Here is a 17,735-nt window from a genome sequence, read left to right on the forward strand (position 1 = left end):
GCAAGGTTGACAGCCCGGCCTTCTTGTCTTTGTTGATAGATTATCAGAAGGAAGCAACGCTCAGCCGCCCACCCGTTACGCATCGGCCCGACAGGGAAGCCGTTGGTACGGCAGCAGCCAGAATAGCAGCTTTAATCTGCGCTGCCGACGCGCCTGGATTTAACGACTTATACAGCGCAACGGCTCCGGTTACGTGGGGTGTTGCCATCGACGTGCCGTTGTAGGAACCATACGTAGAAGCATTCCGCCGACCCGGTAGAGTTGACCAGATGCCCGAACCCGGTGCGCCAATATCGACCGTCGCTGCGCCAAAATTCGAGAAGCCCGACCGCGCCCCGGTTGAGGTAATCGACGCAACAGCAATCACGTTCGCGTTGGGATAGTTCGATGGGTAGTTGGCAACCACGTCGTTATTGTCGCCCACACCGTCGGAACCACCGTTACCGGCTGCGGCTACGAATAAAATATCCGCTGCGTTGGCTCGCCCAATGGCATCCTGTAACGCCTGCGAAAAGCCGCCACCGCCCCATGAGTTGTTGCTGGCTACGATATTCAGGCCATGACGGGTTTTCAGGTCGGTCAGGTAATCGATGGCCCGAATGGCGTTGGCTGTGGTGCCGCCATTGCTGCCCAGGAACTTCAGCGAAATCATTTTTACATTCCAGCATACGCCCGCAACGCCCCGCCCGTTGCCGCCAACGGCACCAATCGTACCGGCTACGTGCGTACCGTGGTCGTCGGACGTGCCATCGAATACCGTTCTGTTGTTACCGGCGAAATCGTAGCCGTTACTGTCGTCAACATAACCGTTACCGTCGTTATCGCGGCCATCGACCGGATCGAATGGATTTACCCACGCGTTAGCGGCTAAATCTTCGTGGGTTGTCATGAAACCTTCGTCGATAATGCCGACAATGACACTGCTGGAGCCAGTTTTGTTAGCCGCCCAGGCTGTGGCGGCTCCACTGCCAAACTGATTGCCGGGCGAAGTGGCAGGCCCATACATGCCCCACAGTGAGCCGTTGGTATAGTACAGGTCGTTGGAGGTAGCTCCGTAGGTATATACGTAGTTGGGTTCGGCGTACTCCACTTCGGGCAATCCTTCCAGTTGCGAAATGGCTTCCCATACATCGAGCGACGTGCTAACCAGCGTAACGCCCTCATTGTCGCCTGCCTTCTCCATCATTTTGGTTAGGATTTTGTCAATTTTGCTGGCTTTGGCCTTACCGAGTGCCTTCAACAGCCGGTCGGCATCAACGTTGGCTTTGAATTTTACCAGCACTTCGCCATCTACATAGGTACCCTTAGCATTGCTACGAGCACCACTGGTCGGGGAGGGATTCACTGGCTCTACAGACGGTTGGCAGGCGAATAGCCCAACGGCTAAACCGGCTGTGATCAAGAGTTTTGTTGAAAATGAGTACCCTTCTTTCATGTTTAAAGAATTTAGTTTTGGGTACAAAATATAATTTTTTTGTAGAAAAAAGAATTATATTAAATGTTTTTGTTACTGAATTATCTATATTGGATTTATGGATTAATGTGTAAGTTGTTGATTTTATACCTATCGCGGGTGCCAGCTATGACTTCCTGCCGACACCCGCCGAGTGAGGTCATTTACAGATTCTCGCCAGATCAGTCTAACTGAAAATTGATTGGCAGATTGTACTGCACATTCACAGGCTGACCGCCCTGCCTACCCGGTTTCCAGCGCGGCATTTCCGATACTACCCGGACGGCTTCTTCGTCGGCACCAAAGCCGATGCCCTTCAGTACTTTCGCGTTGCTGACGCGGCCTTCTTTATCTACCACAAACTGCACAAAAACACGCCCTTGAGCTTTTACTTTTTGCGCGGCTTCGGGGTATTTTAAGTTACTGCCGAGATACTCGAACAATTTCGGCATGCCACCCGTAAATTCGGGCTGCTGTTCAACTACGGTATAAATTTCTCCACTTATCGGTGCGGTCGACGCTGCGCTTTGGGGTTGGTCGCGTTCGGCTTGTGTGCAGAGGGTGAGCAGCCCGGCTAAGGGCAGTACGAGGGCATAACCGAGCAAAGATCGGCGATGTGAAGCAGGTTTCTGAAGCATGATAATCCGTTGTTTTAGGGTTGATTGAAAAGCAAAAGCAGTTGTTAAGGCGACTGGCGACGTGTGCAATGCGTAGGCAACTAATTGACGCCCATAGTCAGCGACCGACAGTGTTTGGGCTGGTTGGTGTACTACCGCCCGGTCAGCCAGAAATTCGTGAACTTCCTGCAAAGCGCGTTTATAGAGCAGCAGTATCGGCACAGGCCAGAAACCAGCCCGAAGCACTTCCAGACACAGAATATCAGCCGTATGGCATTGGCGAATGTGCGCTAATTCGTGCTGGATCAGCGCATCGGGCCGATTTCGAGCATCGGTCCTACTCAGTACCAGATAGCGGCCAAACGAAAAAGAAGGTGTATTGTCGGTGGGCAGGCTCACGAGCGTGTAGCCCGGCTTTGGCTGTGCCGTTCCGCGCCGAATAATCTGAAATACAGACCGCAGACGAAAACCGAATCGCACGAGCATGGCTAAAGCTCCCAGACCGTAAACGAGCCAGAACCATTGCTCGATACGCAGTCCATTAGCCGATGTGTCGTCGGCACCCACCCGGAACGTTGGCAGCGTTAGCACATACAGAGCCGACGATGGCCCCGGCATCAAACCGGCAGGCAACGGCACCAGCGGCAACGCCAGCGAGAACACGACCGACGCCAGCAGATACGCCCGGTTCAGGCCAAAAAACGTATGCCGACGCAGCAGGGCGTAGTAACAGCCGATGAACAGCAGACCGTAAAGATTAGCTTTCAGGAAATAGTCGAGCGTGGTCATGGCTTTTTGGTGGTGATGATGATAACGCCGTTTCTTCCTTTCTCGCCGTATTGTGAAGTCGCCGATGAGCTTTTTAGTACTTCAATCGATTGAATTTGGTTAGGGTCGAGTTGTGCGTTTTTATCAGTGGAAATTTCAACTCCATCCACAATGTATAGGGGTGGTTCACCTAATTCCCCCAAAGGTCCTTTGCCCCTAATACGTATCTGCTTATAACTTGAATCAATCGTCGGAAATGCAGACTGTTTTACATCATTGACCAACAGATACGGTGCGTTTTTGCTATTGTCGACGGTCAACGACTTCGCAGGTTCATTGCGTCCGGTACGTTTGTCTTCTTTATCGTCAAGATCAAGATAAAATTGTAATGGTAGCGCATAAGAGACCGAAACGGCCTTTCCATCCTGAATACCCGGATTCCAGTTCGGCATTTGGCCAACTACACGAATGGCTTCCTCGTTACAGCCACCGCCAATACCCTGCTCCACATAAATATCGTCAATGCGTCCGTCAGACATGACTGTAAACCTCACAACAACAATACCCGTGATCCGCTCACGAATCGCTTTGATGGGATAGCGTAGGGTACGAGCCAGATAGGCTTGCAGCGCAGCAGCCCCACCGGGAAATTGAGGCTGCTGTTCTGCAACCGTAAATACCTCATTTGATTTGCCAGCTAACGTTGTTGATGGCAATGTTGCAGTGGTGGTATCAATAGACTTAGTACTGTAACCTGTAATCAGCACCTCATTCAATTTATTGACAGTAGGGGTAAGACTAACATTAACAGCCGTTTGTCCACTCAACTTTACCTCGTTCGTTATAAAACCGATGTGGCTGAACACTAATGATGCATTACGCTGTACATCCGTAAGCTGATACCGCCCTTCCGAATCGGTGTTTGTGCCTCTGTTAGTGCCTTTAATTAGCACTGTAGCTCGCGCCAACGATTGCTCGGTTGGCAGGCCCGTCACGCGCCCCGTCACGGTGATTGTGCCGGGTTGGGTTTGATTCGTGAACGATTGACTACGCCGGGCGGTCATTGCCAGCAACAGCAACAGACCGGGTAGTACCAGCGCGTATTTGCTCAACGCCCAGCGCGGAGTAGTTCGCTGCCCCAGCATGAGCAGCCGCTGTTTCAGCAGCGAAGGGTTGAAAAAGCTATTGGTCAGTCTGTCGGGGCGAAGGCCGAAGCTGTATTCGACCAGAAACCGGGCGTAGTCGGTAGGGGCCGTGGCGGTGCGGTCGGCCAGAAATTCGTGTACCTGCCGTAGAGCCTGTTCAACGAACCACAATACCGGGCAGGCCCAGAACACTGCCCGTAACACGGCCAGCCCGAGTACGTCGGCACTGTGTATCTGCCGAACGTGAACGCGCTCATGCTGTAGTACCAACCCGCTGCCCACGTCGGCGGGGTTCAGTACGATGTAGCGAAAAAATGAAAAGGTTGGTATCGTTGTATCGTTAGGAAGCACAAGCGTATAGCCCGGCCCTGCCTGCTTAGGCGATTGCTGAATTAGCCGCCGAAGCTGCCACAACCGCAGAGTCAGCCGGAGCAGGAGCAGGCTGACAACGAGACCGTAAAGACCCTTGCCAACCCCTTCCCAGGAATCAAAAGCAGTCGCTGCTGCATCTGTTGGTGAGACAACGGCAACAGTTTGCGGAGCATTTACGGCTACCGTGGGCAACGTGAAGACGCCTACTGTAGCCATCGGCATTGGCAATTTTTGCGCTACCTGCTCTGAAATCGTTACCAGCGGCAACGCCAGCGAGAACACGACCGACGCCAGCAGATACGCCCGGTTCAGGCCAAAAAACGTATGCCGACGCAGTAGGGCGTAGTAACAGCCGATGAAGAGCAGGCCGTAGAGGTTGGCTTTCAGAAAATAGTCGAGCGCAGTCATGGCTTTTTCTGTTGGTTCAGGAGTTTAATGATCTCGTCGGCTTCGGAGAGACTGACGTTCTTTTCGCTGACGAAAAATGAGACCAACTTTTTCAGTGATCCGTCGAAGTAGTTGGTCATAAGTTGCTCGGTCTGGAAACGGCGATACTGTTCCTCCGAAATCAGCGGGTAGTACTCGTGGGTTTTGCCGTAGGCGATATAGCCAACCAGTTCTTTCTTTTCCAGAATCCTGATGATGGTCGAAACGGTGTTGTAGGCTGGTTTTGGCTCCGGTAGTTCAGCCAGAACGTCTTTCACAAAGCCTTTTCCGAGCTTCCACAATACGCGCATAATCTCTTCTTCGGCATTCGTTAATTCGCGCATGGGTTTGTTTGTCAGTTAGTGGCAGAAAGGTATGACTAATGATTTAGTTTTACAACTAATTAATTAGTTATTTGTTGCAAAATAAAAGCGCACCAGATGATGCGCCTTTTAAGGGGGGGGGTAATTTGACATTGCATTGGCGTATGGCTGACGCAGGTGAGACGCAAAGGGTTGCGTCTCTACGCGCCGTGCAGGAACTCCATGATGTCGCCGTCCTGCACCACGTATTCTTTGCCTTCTACGGCTAATTTACCAGCTTCGCGAACGGCGGCTTCGGTTTTGAACTGGGCAAAGTCGGGCAGTTTCATGACCTGCGCCCGGATAAATTTCTTCTCAAAATCAGAGTGAATCACGCCAGCGGCCTGCGGAGCTTTCCAGCCCCGATGAATGGTCCAGGCCCGCACTTCCTTCACGCCTGCCGTGAAGTACGTAATCAGCCCCAGCAGCCGATACGATTCTTTTATCAATTTACTCAGTCCCGACTCGGTCAGGCCGTATTCGCCCAGAAACAGTTCGCGCTCGTCGGGGTCTTCCATCTCGGCAATCTGCGATTCGATGCCCGCGCTGATAACAATCACTTCGGCACCCTCGTCTTTCACGGCTTCGCGCAGGGCGTCGGAATACGCGTTGCCATTGGGCAGACTGGCTTCGTCAACATTGGCGACGTAGATAACCGGCTTCACGGTCAGCAGGGCCAGATCGCCGGTGGCGGCATCGCGCTCGTCGGGCGATACCGCTACCGTGCGGGCCGACCGTCCGGCTTCGAGTGCGGTCTTAAATTTTTTCAGCGTTTCAAGCTCGGCTTTGGCTTTAGCATCGCCAACCTGTGCCGCTTTCGCAATGCGCTGAATTTTCTTATCAACCGACTCTAAATCCTTCAGTTGCAGTTCGGCGTCGATAATTTCTTTATCAGAAATCGGGTTCACCTTGCCTTCTACGTGAACGATATTCTCGTCGTCGAAGCACCGAATTACGTGAACAATAGCATCGACCTCGCGAATGTTTGCCAGGAATTTGTTGCCCAAACCCGCGCCCTGACTCGCTCCTTTCACTAATCCGGCAATATCGACAAACTCAATAATTGTCGGCACGACCTTTTGGGGTTTCACTAATTCTTCGAGCGTATTAAGCCGCTCGTCGGGTACGGTGACAACACCCACGTTGGGTTCTATTGTACAGAACGGGTAGTTGGCCGCTTCGGCCTTGCCGCTCGATATTGCATTAAACAGCGTCGACTTGCCCACGTTCGGCAAGCCCACGATTCCACATTGTAAGCCCATGTTGTGAATGAGCGAAAGAGCGATAGAGCGATAGAGCGAAGGGCATCAGCCAGTCACTCTTTCGCTCTTTCGCTCTTTCACTCTTTAGTTTTCGGCAAAAGTACAACCGCTACGGCGTACCACAAAAAAAGCCCCGGCGCGGGCCGAAGGCTTAAACAGTTAGCACGTTTTGATTACTCCAGCAACAGCCGGATACGGTCGGTTTCCATCTCTTTACGCTTGCTGTTGTTAACGTGCAGGTAGTAAGTGCCGCAATTAGACAAAGTGAAAATATACTCGAACAATGAATTTGGGGCATTCTGAGGTACTTGAAGTACTCATTGCCTGAAAACCCATCGGGAGAGCTTTGCTGGCCGACGTTTCCGTTAAGCAGAAACTGTTCGTCTTTTTGGTTTGTGCAGATAGGGGCACGTACATTAGTAGCATTATGCTAATCAAAAAAATGTGTTTCATAATCGGTAATTGGATTTGGGTATGTGGAAAATTAAAGGCAACGCTTTTTCAACCAGAGAGTCACTGTGTACTTGTGTTTGTTAAGGGTAAGATCCTGAAACTCTTGTAGATTTTTGGCAAATGGAGTAAGCCGGTTGAATAAGATAAGCGAATTATAAAATACAAATGCACTGCTGGCTAATGGATCACTCACAATTTGATTGCTGTACCAATTACATTTAACTGTAGAAAAGTCCGTGTAAACAGGCAACGCATTTCGCCTTCCTATTTCTAATCCCTCTTTACTAGTAAAGACACATTTGTTATTCAAGCTTACCTCTAACCGAACTTTGGCAACGCATCCATACGTGGTTTTCTCACCCTCTTCCGTACAGAAGTCGTCAATTCGGGTGACGGTAATGCTCATGGTATCAGCTCCGTCCATGAGTCGAACAGGTTGCTGGTATTTTAGGGTTAGTATAGTATCATTAGGTAGCTGAAATTTTTGCCACGTCTGCACACATCGTACAGAGTCCTGATTAATGAGCGGTTCGGTTTGGCTGGTCAGGTTAGCGGGTTCGCAGCCGAACAAGCATAGCAGCGAACCGAGCAGGCAACCAACAATACGGTTCATAGCCGTTGAAAAATTAATTGAGTTACAATTGTATTAAATATAATTAAAAAAATGGAAATAATTACAAAAAATAATTTTTCCAGACAAAAAACGCTCTGATAAGCAACTATTTATACTATGTAGTAACATATTTTATAGGCGACGGCGTACTACAAAAAAAGCCCCGGCGCGGGCCGAAGGCTGTAGAAGTTGACATTGGAACGATGGCCTGTATTTAAATCAACGGTAGAGTCTTCTCATATAAGAAATCGTTGTTGGTATCGTAAAAATTTGGTTACTCCCATTTCAGTTGGCTACTGGCGTAGTCGTCAAATTCATCGCGTTCGCGGCTGGCGAACTGCTCGAAATCTACTTCGGGCATGAGTTCGGTTTTCACGTAATCGACCGATTCCTGGAGGGCTTCGACAAATTTCATGAAATCTTCTTTGTAGAGAAACAACTTATGTTTTTCATAGGTAAAGCCATCGCCCTGCGGGTGTCGGCGGCTTTCGGTGATGGTCAGGTAATAGTCGTTGGCACGCGTCGATTTTACGTCGAAAAAATACGTTCGCTTGCCTGCCCGAACACGTTTAGAGTAAAATTTGTCCCGATCTCTGTCCTCCACGTTGTGTTAGGTTTAGTACGTTCGTTTGTGCTAAAGTACAGTCAATTGCCCGATAACAAAAGGATTTATGCACTTTATTTCGTAGAAAAATAGCCCCGAAAATTGGTAGACTTGTGGAGGTTACGCCACAGATTTTTCGATAAAAGGTTGGTAATAAGGTATCTGGCGATTATCTTTGCAATATAGGAATTGCACTTTTCGGGGACGAGGGGTATGTGCATTGTCAAACGGCATGTCTCTCGTTTATTTGTTTCACGTAACCGATAGCTGTATGAGCATTATCGTGTCTATTATGCTGTTTTTTGGCAGCATAAAACCGACGGAGGCCCTTCCGGGCCTCATACAGAAAGGCAAAGCGTCTTTTTATTCCAAGAAGTTTAATGGCCGAAAAACGGCCTACGGCGAACGAGTTAGCTCTGATGCGCTCGAAGGTGCCCATCGTTCGTTTCCCCACAACACGTTGGTAGAGGTGACCAACTTAACAAACAATCGCTCTGTAATTGTACGAATCAATGATAGAGGGCCATTTGCCCGAGGCCGCGTGATCGACCTCACCCACGCAGCCGCCCGTGCTATCGGCATGGTATCGCAGGGTGTTGCCACGGTATCGCTTCGGGTGGTCGGTAAAGGTCGTGCCTTCGTAGCCATGACCCCCTCGCCCTTCGATATACCGGCAAACTACCAGCCGCAACTCGAGCCGGTGCTGTAATACCAACGAATGAACCAATGCCACTTCTTCGAGGAATGGTGTTCGTTGACTAAAAAAACCGAATCGTTCGCCAAACTTCTGTGCAATTCCTGACAGAGCGCGAACGGTTCGGTTTTTGTTTGTATATTCCCCATATGAAACAACCGCTTAATCTGGGGCAGGTTCGCTCGTTCGGCAACGTCGAATTTCTGGCTCGTCAGTTGGTCGAAGGGTTTATTACGGGGCTGCACAAGTCGCCCTTCCACGGCTTCTCGGTCGAATTTGCCGAACACCGGCTCTACAACACTGGCGAAACTACGCGGCATATCGACTGGAAAGTGTTTGGCAAGACCGAAAAACTGTTTGTCAAACGCTACGAAGAAGAAACCAACCTGCGCTGCCACCTGCTGGTCGATACGTCGTCGTCGATGTATTATCCCGAGCAGAATTACGGCAAAATTACGTTCAGTGTTATGGCGGCTGCCTGTTTGGCCTATATGCTGCAACGCCAGAAAGACGCCGTAAGTCTGACGACCTTTGCCGATCAGATTGATTTGCAAACACCCACTAAATCAACGCCCTCGCACGTACACAAGCTGTTCACGCAGTTAGATCAGTTGATGCAGCAGCCTAAACCGCAACGCCGAACGTCTGCCGCCGACGTGATTCATCAGGTGGCCGAAAAAATAAATAAGCGGTCGCTGGTCGTGATTTTCAGCGATATGTTCGACAATTCCGAGAAGGCCGACGCGCTATTTTCGGCCCTGCAACACCTGCGGCACAATCTGCACGAGGTGCTGCTTTTTCATGTAACGGATAAGCGAACCGAAGAAGATTTCGCCTTTGACGAGCGGCCCTACGAGTTTATCGACCTCGAAACCGGCGAGAAGGTAAAACTACAGCCCGGTCAGGTACGCGAAACGTATCAACAGGCGGTGAGAAACTATTTTACTGAACTGAAAATGCGCTGCGGTCAATACAAAATCGACTTCATCGAAGCCGACATCGCGCAGGGTTTCGATCAGATTTTAACGGCGTATTTAGTGAAGCGAACGAAGATGAAATAGAAGGTGATAGAACTGCGTATTGAACATAACGTTTAATTATATAACAAATCTGCTTTGTATGAACCGGGCTTGCTTATCTCTAATTTTGGCACTTCTGACTCTTTATACGTATGCTCAGTCGGGGTATCCCCCCCCTTGTGACGAAGTAAGGCAAGTCAAATTAGATACTGACCAAAGGAAGCGGCTCATATTATCTGAATTCATTAGCAGTTGTGTTCGAAACAAGTACTGGACAAATGATAAAGGAATCATTCTTTTAAGAGAATACCAGAATGAACAAGGTAAATCTTGCTGGTTACTCTTACCCAGTATCGATGATAGCTATAAGGATAATCCACCCAACCGCTTTGCTTCATTCGATGGCGACATCATTCTGGTCTTCGATGCGGATTCCAAACAAAACGTCAAACCAACGGTGGACGATAAAACCGGGTTGAATCAATGCTTAGGGCAAATCATTGGGGATCGGGTTTATAGTCGACCTTCGGTTAAAAGTCGGTGGACGGATATGGTATTGCCGTTCACGAATCGCAAGATGAAAGAGGGCACCCATCGACATGAATTAGGGAATGGGGGAAGCCTGATTATCATCTTTAATTCAGATGGCAGCTACAGTAAGTTACTGCCTGTTTAAGACTATTCTAAGTTAGCTCGTTAACTATATTTTAGTCAGATTGTTGGAAAATTTGACCAACATAAAATGAGTGATAAAGCGAATCCTATAGATTACAAAACATGCTGGTAGCAGCTCAATAGGCTGCTACCAGCACATTGCTTTAACATAGTATAAGCCAAACTTACTTCTTCACAACCGGCTTCACCGACGCCGTAGCTGTTTTCTTCGTCGCTTCCTGCTGTTGTTTGTGGAAACGGATGAAGTCTTCTAACTGCTCGACCGGCAATTTGCGGGCAATAATGGTTTTGTTTTTGTCCAGCACGTAGAGTGTAGGCGTGGTCCAGACGTCGAACTGATGGCGGTAGTCGTTGCGGAACGTGAAGTCATAGGCATTTATGGCCCGTTGTAGTTTGAACTCCTGAATGAATTTTTTCCACTCTTCAGGGCTTTGCTCAACAGCCACAGCCACCACTTCGGCGTCTTTGCCTTTGTGGGCATCAACAAACTGCTTCAACTTTGGCGCACTGTCTCGGCAGTGGCCGCACGTAGGCGAATAGAAGTATACAACGGTGTAGTCAGTCTTGATATTCGCCAGTGAAACGGCCCGGCGGAGCGTATCGCTCAGGTTCGGTACAGTCAATATTTTTCCGACCAGCGTGGGTTTCAGTGAGTTAACGCGTTCGCCAATTTTTGCGATAGTCGAGGAGTCTGTTACGGGCATTATCCCGGTTTTGTAGTATTTCTCGAACATGTGTACATATAACCCATCTGTACCCATAATTTTAGGCTGCTCATATTGACTGGTGATGTACCAGATAACATACGATTTTACCTCTTTGCTTTTTCCCGCGATTGATTTCCCGGCCAGATAGTCGGCTTCTTTGATAAGCGAGTCGGGTTGTTGTACCGTTAGTTCTTTCAGGTAGCGATCAAGTTTGCGCTGGAGCAGAGGTGTGCGCACAAACCGCTCGTCGGCAAAGTCGAAGTCGTCCCAGAAGTGGCTTTTGTAGTAGTTGAATACCCACGTCGAATCTGAACGCCCGTTGGCGAGTTTGGGTGCGGGGGGCACGTCGGGTTCGGCAGAGGCTTTAATCAGTTTCACCGCAAACGAGCCAGCATTATCTTTCAAGAACTGATTGCGGTAGGTTTGTGCTTTGGTTTGCAGTTCGGCCATCTGCTTATTAAACATGGCCGACGAAGCAGCGTCGTTGCGCAATCTCCGCTGTGCGCTGATCGCCTGTGCTTCATCATAAAATTTACCAAGCTCCTGCTGATAAGTATAAAACCGCTCGTTCTCGATTGAGCCGGTTACTTTCATGTTCTTGATTGCGTTGGCCGTGTCGGTCTCGAAGCTGAACGACTGGTCATCGTCAATCAGAAACTCGATGTATCGTTTATTGGGTGGTACGGCGATATACAGACCCTGCGGCAGAGTTTTCTTTCCTTCAAAAACCAGATTTCCCGCAGCGTCGATTCGAGCCGTATCTTTCGGAATATACTGAGTAGCACCGAAATAGTGCGCCAGCACAATGGTTGTGTCGGTCAATCCGGCAATGCGGCCTGTAATACGAAAACCTTCGGCGGACGGTGTAGTTTGCGCCCAAAGGGTGGGAGTCAGCAGAAAACCGCACAACGCGGTCAGCAGCAGATGTTTCATAGAAGGTGGTCTATGGGTGTAATTTAGCGTCTGAAATGGAGCAAAAGTAGCAGATTTGTCCGTGTCTGTTTCTTACAAAACGCTTGCCATACCGCGTGTAGTCTATGTTTTATTTCTTTTCCAAAACCATCAGCTACGTGCTGACGCCCGCCGGTTGGCTCGTAATGGCGTTATGTCTGGCTCTTTTCACGAAAAATCACACCCGCCGACGTCGGTTGATTGGCGCAGCCCTCGGACTTTTCTGGCTGTTTGGCAACTCGTTTCTGACGAACGAACTTGCCCTTTGGTGGGAATACCCGCCCACCGCCGTCCCCCGCGATTCGGTTAATCGTGTCGCCGTTGTACTGACCGGCGGTATGACCAACGCCGAAAAAAACACGCCCGACTACCGGTATTTGCTTGACCGCGAAGCCGACCGCGCCGGGCAGGCATTGTATCTTTATAAAACCGGAGCTGTGCAGAAAATTCTGATCAGTGGCGGTATGGGCAGTCTGCCTTTTCGGGCTAAAGCCATTAATGATGAGGGTCAGATGACGGCCCGCTTTTTACGTACAGCGGGCGTTCGGGCCGATGACCTTGTGCTGGAAAGTCAATCGCGTAATACGCACGAAAATGCAGTTTTTTCGGCGCGTATGTTGCGAAATCGTTTTCCGGCCAGTCAGTATCGATACGTGCTGGTGACATCGGCCTGGCACATGCGCCGGGCGGTCGCCTGTTTCCGAAAAGAGGGCGTTGCTGTTACGCCTTTCCCCGGCGCGTTTCTGAGCGTTCGGCGGTCATTCGCGCCGGGCGAGTGGTTGTTTCCCAACGAGCAGGCATTTACAGATGCCTACTTCCTGATGCGGGAAATAACTGGTTATATAACGTACTGGATAGCAGGGTATATTTGAAAAGAAGACTTTTATGAAAGGGCTGTCAAACTTGCTTTGTCTGATGCCAATGCTACTCAGTATTGGCTCTATCGGCAATAAGGGTGAGCAACTAACGAGTAGCACCAGGCAGCCCATACCCGTGTTCATTGAAAAGAAGAATTTGACTCCCTGCAACGATTACGTGTGTGAGCGCATTATCAATGCCCGTCTGCGGTCGCTGTTGTTGAGTAAAATTTTCGATTTTCTTGTGTGCGAGGATATTACCGTTGTACTATCCGATGAAGCATTTGCTAATGCCCGTGTAGTTGGTGATACGCATTTTCTAAACAACAGAATCTGGGAGATTACACTGAATACAAACGCACTACAGCAGGCTTCGCAAGAATACATTGCCGCAACAATCATCCACGAACTTTTACACGTCTATCTAATGCAAAGCACAGAGACAGACCACGACATTATGTCGCGCCAGTACATAAAGCCCATGGCAGTTGCCTTGATGAGCAGCGGCTATGCTATTTCATACGAGCGGGCGCAGGCACTGGCCTGGGGTGGCTTGCAAAACACAAGAGCATGGCACGAAATGCGACTAATTGATCGTGTGTTACGCACGTACCAGGCGCAGGAAATTTTAAATACAAACTACTTTTACGCAACAGGGAAAATGGGAGTGCCGTGCCCTTAACAATTAGACTGTTTACCGCTTTCTCTCAGACGCTCAGAATCTTCACCATTCTCAGCAAATCTTCATTGATAGGCTTCGGCAAACGAATTGTGTCTTTAAAAGGCGTATAAACCAGTTCGTTATTCACAACGCCAGCCATTACGTTTTTCTCACCCGCCATCAGCCCTTCGAGCGCACCCAGCCCTAAACGGCTCGCCAGAATGCGGTCGTAGGCGGTTGGAATACCCCCGCGCTGAATGTGGCCCAGCGTTGTTACGCGCATGTCGATGTCAGGATCGACCTGTTTTCTGATTTTTTCGGCGATTTCGGCGGCATTGCCTTCTTCTTCGCCTTCGGCCACGACAATGATCGATGACGACTTCTGACGGCTCCATCCCGCCTTCAGCGTCTCGACCACTTCCGAAAGGGGTGTCAGCACTTCGGGCACCATCACTAATTCGGCACCACCCGCAATACCCGACTGAATGGCAATATAGCCCGAATCGCGGCCCATTACTTCGATGAAGAAAATACGGTCGTGCGAATCCGCCGTATCACGAATTTTATCGACCGCTTCGAGGGCCGTATTCACGGCAGTATCGAAACCAATGGTGTAATCAGTACCATACAGGTCGTTATCGATGGTGCCGGGCGCGCCCACGGTTGGAATGCCGTATTCATCGTAGAAAAGGGTTGCGCCGGTGAATGTGCCATTTCCGCCGATAGCAATCAGCCCTTCGATGCCAAATTTTTGGAGTTGGTCATAGGCTTTTTTGCGCCCTTCGGGTGTCATAAACTCTTTGGAGCGAGCCGATTTCAGGATAGTGCCCCCGCGCTGTACAATGTTACTCACCGAGTGCGAAGACATCTGAAATATATCGCCATTTATCATTCCGTTGTACCCCCGGCGAATGCCAAACACTTCAATGCCATGGTACACGGCACCCCGAACCACCGCCCGAATACAGGCGTTCATGCCCGGCGCGTCGCCACCAGAGGTAAAAACAGCAACTCGTTTCATTGGTTAAGTCAATTTTTTACAGGAAAAGGACAAGAAGGTAGGGCTTTCGTACAACAAACCCCGCAAATTTATCCGCATTTCGTAATCTAAAGGTAAGGTAAGCGTAATTATCCCCCGGTTTCACGTAAAATTCACACATCCGGGGTGGAGTGCCGCCACGCCCGCCAAACAATTCGCCCGTGATTAAGCAGCGTTGGAAGCAGTCCGAAATGTGCCATTAACACCTTAAATCGATCCGTTAATGATCGCCGGTGTTGCTGCACCGACAAACCCCCGACGAGATATTTGCACAAAGTGAATGGCAAAAACTCAATCTGCTTTGCCGCTTTCAGGCAGCGAATTTCCCAGTCTAAATCAGCACTTAGATTATGGGTCAGATAATCGGGGGCAATGCTGCGCCGGGCCACAAACGCCTGATGACAAACTTTCATGCCCATTGCCATATCGTGCCAGGTCAGATTTTTGGGCAGCGAATGAGGAGTTACTACGCTACGAAGCCCTACCGCAGAACCGTTCTCCTGCACAAACAGCGCGTCGCTGTAATACACGTCGGCGGCAGTGGCCCGGATGCGGTCGAGCAGATTGGGCAGGGTTTGTGCATCGTGAAGTTCGTCGCCCGCGTTCATAAACCAAACGTATCGGCCCCGCGCCCGATGCATCCCTTTGTTCATGGCGTCGTATAGCCCCCGGTCGGGTTCCGACGTCCAGGTCGTAATACTGTGTTCATACAGCCGGATAATAGTAAGTGTATTATCGGTCGATGCTCCATCAATAATCAAATATTCTACGTCTGCCGATGGGCTGGCAATGACGCTCCGAATGGTTCGCTCCAGAAAACGCTCGGCGTTGTAAGTGATGGTAACAATAGATAGGAGCATGGAAATGAGTGAAAGAGCGAAAGAGCGAAAGAGGGAGAGCCAGCCACTAAACGCTCTTTCATTCTTTCACTCTTTCGCTCATTAACGATTTGTACAAATCATAAAGCTGCGACGCCACAACGTCTTCCGAAAAACGATTCTCTGCGAATTGACGGGCGTTTTGCCGCAACACAGCAGGTTGTTGGTGGTTCAATACAAACGCCAGCCCATCGGCCAGTTCCTGAGCCGAACCAACGGCGGCAAGATAGCCATTTTGTTGATGGTCAATCATTTCAGGGATGCCGCCTGTGCCGAACGCTACTACTGGCGTGCCGCAGGCCAGTGCTTCAATGACCGTATTAGGCAGGTTATCTTCCAGCGACGGAACAACCATTGCTTCGGCAGCATTATAGGCCGCCACAACGTCGTCGGCTGACGTCAGTACACCCAAATGCTGAACAGGGTAGGGCAGTTCGTCCAATAAATAACTACGCCCTTTGCCGAACACTAAAATTTCGGGATCGAGGTCGGGCTGTTGCTCCCGCAGCCGTGTAAGTGCTTCGGCAAAGTACCGGAATCCCTTGCGCGGGTCGGTCACATTCGCGCTGCCGAACAGCAGCCGGGGGCGGTTAGTATTGGGCAGGCCCAGCCGTTCGTTGGCACGGGTGCGGTCGATTGGGCGAAACGTTTCCTGATCGATTGCATACGGAATTACGGTAAACGGAAATCGACGCAGTAGTTTGCTCCGCATGGCATCGTCGGCCAGCCACCGGCTCGGCGGGGCAAAATGCACGTCGGCATTCTCGAACAGCCGCAGTTTTCGTTCAAAGATGCGGTAGGCCAAATCGTGTTCGCCGGGGTTTTTCAGATACGGGCATTGGCGGCAATGGTTCAAATAATGGTTGCAGCCCCGCGTGTAATGACATCCACCCGTAAAAGCCCATTGGTCGTGCAGCGTCCAGACAACAGGTTTGCCGAGATCGAACAGTGTTTGTAACGTGCTGAGAGAGAGGTAACCGAAATTGATCCAGTGCAGGTGCAGCACATCGGCTTGCTGGATAGCGGGATGAAAATTCAGGTTGGCCCCGAATGCCGCTGGCGAAAACTGGAACCGCACGGCCCGGTCTCTCTCGAACGGTAGGAAATAGAGCCGCTCGGCCACAAATCGACCAAATGCCGTTTGCTCGGCCAGAAAATTATTCGCCAGAAACACCACGCCGTCTTCAGGCTTGTGCGCTTCCTGCCGTGCCGACGTACCTACGAGTAATGTACTGTTGACAGATGCACCCAACTCGCGTAGTTTCAGCATGGCGCGGTGCAGCCGGGTAGCAGCCACAGCGGCCCCGCCAAACAGGTGATAAGTACTCAGATGAACGACGTTCACGGGCGGTGGGCATAGATGTTGAGTTGCAAATCCATCAGGTCGTTGCTCCGGTAGCGGTGGTTCACGAGTGGGCGGGTACGGGCCTGATTGCTGTCAATGTAATACCGAAATCCATTCTGTTCGAGCAGGTTAACGATACCTCCCAGTGTTTGCGGATGACCAATGTAGGCGTGGTATTCAATAAACAGATTTTGCACGTTTGTCAGGGCATCGTGGCAGTCGAGCAGCACGTCGGTTTCGGCCCCTTCGATGTCAATTTTCAGCATATCGACGCGGGTTTCGCGCAGCAACACGTCGCGCAACCGCACCGACGGCACCCGCCTGCGTCCAGCCTCCGAAAACATGGATGCCGCGTCGGCCTCGCCCGTGCCGAAATCCAGCCCGTCGTCGTTTATCCAGACGGCTTTGTTGATAACCTCAACGCCCGTAATGCCGTTAGCCTGTAAGTTTCGGGTCAACACAGCCCCGATAGCCGGGTCAGCCTCGAATGCAACAATACGAGCCTGTGGGTATGTCTGCCGGAAATAAGCCAGACTGGTGCCGATGTTGGCTCCACAGTCGATGATAAGCGGTTGGGGTGTCGTGGTGTTGAACTGGTAGGATTCGTCGGCAAAAATCTCTTTAAACTGCCACACAAATGACAAGGCATCAGGTACGTCAAAACGATAGCGCAAAAACGGAATCACGCCCGACTGATGGCGTGGGCGGTTGGCGTAGCGTAGAAACAGCCACAACAGCCGCCGACCATTGGCTGTTTGCAATGCCCGATATAGATTGGTAAAGAGGTATTTAAAAAGCCACATGCAGAAAATAGGTATTTCAGTATGGTCGTAA

The 17,735-nt window shown here is 50.4% G+C and carries 17 protein-coding genes; 5 read left to right on the forward strand and 12 right to left on the reverse strand.

Translation table 11 applies throughout. The features are described 5' to 3' along the window. Positions 1-43 precede the first annotated feature (43 nt). The 7 genes from AWR27_RS16460 to AWR27_RS16490 form a co-directional block, all read right to left on the reverse strand. Complete coding sequence (locus AWR27_RS16460) at positions 44-1,435, reverse strand: S8 family peptidase (RefSeq protein ID WP_077132175.1); 1,392 nt, start codon at positions 1,433-1,435, stop codon at positions 44-46. 200 nt (positions 1,436-1,635) lie between these two features. Further along, a complete protein-coding gene (locus tag AWR27_RS16465; RefSeq protein WP_077132176.1) occupies positions 1,636-2,859 on the reverse strand; it encodes a M56 family metallopeptidase in 1,224 nt (407 codons plus the stop codon). Continuing rightward, positions 2,856-4,763, reverse strand: a complete 1,908-nt coding sequence (locus AWR27_RS16470; protein WP_077132177.1) for a TonB family protein — start codon at positions 4,761-4,763, stop codon at positions 2,856-2,858. Before AWR27_RS16470 ends, AWR27_RS16465 begins: the two co-directional genes overlap by 4 nt. Beyond that, positions 4,760-5,125: a BlaI/MecI/CopY family transcriptional regulator gene (locus tag AWR27_RS16475; RefSeq protein ID WP_077132178.1), complete on the reverse strand. Its 366-nt coding sequence runs from the start codon at positions 5,123-5,125 to the stop codon at positions 4,760-4,762. The genes AWR27_RS16470 and AWR27_RS16475 overlap by 4 nt, the downstream gene beginning before the upstream one ends. 179 nt (positions 5,126-5,304) lie before the next feature. Further along, positions 5,305-6,405 (reverse strand): redox-regulated ATPase YchF, encoded by a 1,101-nt coding sequence (gene ychF / locus AWR27_RS16480; protein WP_077132179.1) that lies wholly within the window; start codon positions 6,403-6,405, stop codon positions 5,305-5,307. Positions 6,406-6,889: 484 nt separating this feature from the next. Continuing rightward, positions 6,890-7,471, reverse strand: a complete 582-nt coding sequence (locus AWR27_RS16485; RefSeq protein WP_077132180.1) for a hypothetical protein — start codon at positions 7,469-7,471, stop codon at positions 6,890-6,892. A gap of 274 nt (positions 7,472-7,745) precedes the next feature. After that, positions 7,746-8,075 (reverse strand): DUF3276 family protein, encoded by a 330-nt coding sequence (locus AWR27_RS16490; protein WP_077132181.1) that lies wholly within the window; start codon positions 8,073-8,075, stop codon positions 7,746-7,748. Positions 8,076-8,346: 271 nt separating this feature from the next. On the opposite strand from AWR27_RS16490, the gene AWR27_RS16495 reads away from it, so the two are divergent. The 3 genes from AWR27_RS16495 to AWR27_RS16505 all read left to right on the forward strand — a co-directional run bounded on the left by AWR27_RS16495 (position 8,347) and on the right by AWR27_RS16505 (position 10,464). Continuing rightward, positions 8,347-8,784, forward strand: a complete 438-nt coding sequence (locus tag AWR27_RS16495; RefSeq protein WP_077134035.1) for a septal ring lytic transglycosylase RlpA family protein — start codon at positions 8,347-8,349, stop codon at positions 8,782-8,784. Between the two features lie 134 nt (positions 8,785-8,918). Then, positions 8,919-9,830 (forward strand): DUF58 domain-containing protein, encoded by a 912-nt coding sequence (locus AWR27_RS16500; protein WP_077134036.1) that lies wholly within the window; start codon positions 8,919-8,921, stop codon positions 9,828-9,830. A 58-nt stretch (positions 9,831-9,888) separates the two neighbouring features. Next, positions 9,889-10,464, forward strand: coding sequence for a hypothetical protein (locus AWR27_RS16505; protein WP_077132182.1), 576 nt, complete (start codon positions 9,889-9,891; stop codon positions 10,462-10,464). A gap of 163 nt (positions 10,465-10,627) precedes the next feature. Here the strand turns inward: AWR27_RS16505 and AWR27_RS16510 are convergent, their stop codons facing one another. Beyond that, positions 10,628-12,103: a TlpA family protein disulfide reductase gene (locus AWR27_RS16510; RefSeq protein ID WP_077132183.1), complete on the reverse strand. Its 1,476-nt coding sequence runs from the start codon at positions 12,101-12,103 to the stop codon at positions 10,628-10,630. 104 nt (positions 12,104-12,207) lie between these two features. Here AWR27_RS16510 and AWR27_RS16515 point away from each other — a divergent pair, with 104 nt between their 5' ends. After that, positions 12,208-12,993, forward strand: coding sequence for a YdcF family protein (locus AWR27_RS16515; RefSeq protein ID WP_077132184.1), 786 nt, complete (start codon positions 12,208-12,210; stop codon positions 12,991-12,993). Positions 12,994-13,006: 13 nt separating this feature from the next. Further along, on the forward strand, positions 13,007-13,660 hold the full coding sequence (locus tag AWR27_RS16520) for a SprT-like domain-containing protein (protein WP_157579250.1): 654 nt from the start codon (positions 13,007-13,009) through the stop codon (positions 13,658-13,660). Positions 13,661-13,685: 25 nt separating this feature from the next. On the opposite strand, the gene pfkA is transcribed toward AWR27_RS16520, so the two are convergent. The 4 genes from pfkA to AWR27_RS16540 all read right to left on the reverse strand — a co-directional run bounded on the left by pfkA (position 13,686) and on the right by AWR27_RS16540 (position 17,704). Continuing rightward, on the reverse strand, positions 13,686-14,660 hold the full coding sequence (gene pfkA / locus AWR27_RS16525) for a 6-phosphofructokinase (protein ID WP_077132186.1): 975 nt from the start codon (positions 14,658-14,660) through the stop codon (positions 13,686-13,688). A gap of 131 nt (positions 14,661-14,791) precedes the next feature. Further along, positions 14,792-15,538 carry a glycosyltransferase family 2 protein gene (locus tag AWR27_RS16530; protein WP_077132187.1) on the reverse strand — a complete coding sequence of 249 codons (747 nt, stop codon included), beginning with the start codon at positions 15,536-15,538 and terminating at the stop codon, positions 14,792-14,794. A 58-nt stretch (positions 15,539-15,596) separates the two neighbouring features. After that, the gene (locus tag AWR27_RS16535) at positions 15,597-16,901 is read right to left on the reverse strand and encodes a glycosyltransferase family 4 protein (protein ID WP_077132188.1); all 1,305 of its coding nucleotides are present in this window, start codon (positions 16,899-16,901) and stop codon (positions 15,597-15,599) included. Next, positions 16,898-17,704: an FkbM family methyltransferase gene (locus AWR27_RS16540; RefSeq protein WP_077132189.1), complete on the reverse strand. Its 807-nt coding sequence runs from the start codon at positions 17,702-17,704 to the stop codon at positions 16,898-16,900. Before AWR27_RS16540 ends, AWR27_RS16535 begins: the two co-directional genes overlap by 4 nt. Between the last annotated feature and the right edge of the window lie 31 nt (positions 17,705-17,735).

Source organism: Spirosoma montaniterrae (genome assembly GCF_001988955.1).
Classification (GTDB): domain Bacteria; phylum Bacteroidota; class Bacteroidia; order Cytophagales; family Spirosomataceae; genus Spirosoma; species Spirosoma montaniterrae.

Bases quoted from the DNA above. Each gene is read 5' to 3' on its own strand.
- AWR27_RS16460 (WP_077132175.1), bottom strand. From the start codon at position 1,435: ATGAAAGAAGGGTACTCATTTTCAACAAAACTCTTGATCACAGCCGGT.
- AWR27_RS16465 (WP_077132176.1), bottom strand. From the start codon at position 2,859: ATGACCACGCTCGACTATTTCCTGAAAGCTAATCTTTACGGTCTGCTG.
- AWR27_RS16470 (WP_077132177.1), bottom strand. From the start codon at position 4,763: ATGACTGCGCTCGACTATTTTCTGAAAGCCAACCTCTACGGCCTGCTC.
- AWR27_RS16475 (WP_077132178.1), bottom strand. From the start codon at position 5,125: ATGCGCGAATTAACGAATGCCGAAGAAGAGATTATGCGCGTATTGTGG.
- ychF (WP_077132179.1), bottom strand. From the start codon at position 6,405: ATGGGCTTACAATGTGGAATCGTGGGCTTGCCGAACGTGGGCAAGTCG.
- AWR27_RS16485 (WP_077132180.1), bottom strand. From the start codon at position 7,471: ATGAACCGTATTGTTGGTTGCCTGCTCGGTTCGCTGCTATGCTTGTTC.
- AWR27_RS16495 (WP_077134035.1), top strand. From the start codon at position 8,347: ATGAGCATTATCGTGTCTATTATGCTGTTTTTTGGCAGCATAAAACCG.
- AWR27_RS16500 (WP_077134036.1), top strand. From the start codon at position 8,919: ATGAAACAACCGCTTAATCTGGGGCAGGTTCGCTCGTTCGGCAACGTC.
- AWR27_RS16505 (WP_077132182.1), top strand. From the start codon at position 9,889: ATGAACCGGGCTTGCTTATCTCTAATTTTGGCACTTCTGACTCTTTAT.
- AWR27_RS16510 (WP_077132183.1), bottom strand. From the start codon at position 12,103: ATGAAACATCTGCTGCTGACCGCGTTGTGCGGTTTTCTGCTGACTCCC.
- AWR27_RS16515 (WP_077132184.1), top strand. From the start codon at position 12,208: ATGTTTTATTTCTTTTCCAAAACCATCAGCTACGTGCTGACGCCCGCC.
- AWR27_RS16520 (WP_157579250.1), top strand. From the start codon at position 13,007: ATGAAAGGGCTGTCAAACTTGCTTTGTCTGATGCCAATGCTACTCAGT.
- pfkA (WP_077132186.1), bottom strand. From the start codon at position 14,660: ATGAAACGAGTTGCTGTTTTTACCTCTGGTGGCGACGCGCCGGGCATG.
- AWR27_RS16530 (WP_077132187.1), bottom strand. From the start codon at position 15,538: ATGCTCCTATCTATTGTTACCATCACTTACAACGCCGAGCGTTTTCTG.
- AWR27_RS16540 (WP_077132189.1), bottom strand. From the start codon at position 17,704: ATGTGGCTTTTTAAATACCTCTTTACCAATCTATATCGGGCATTGCAA.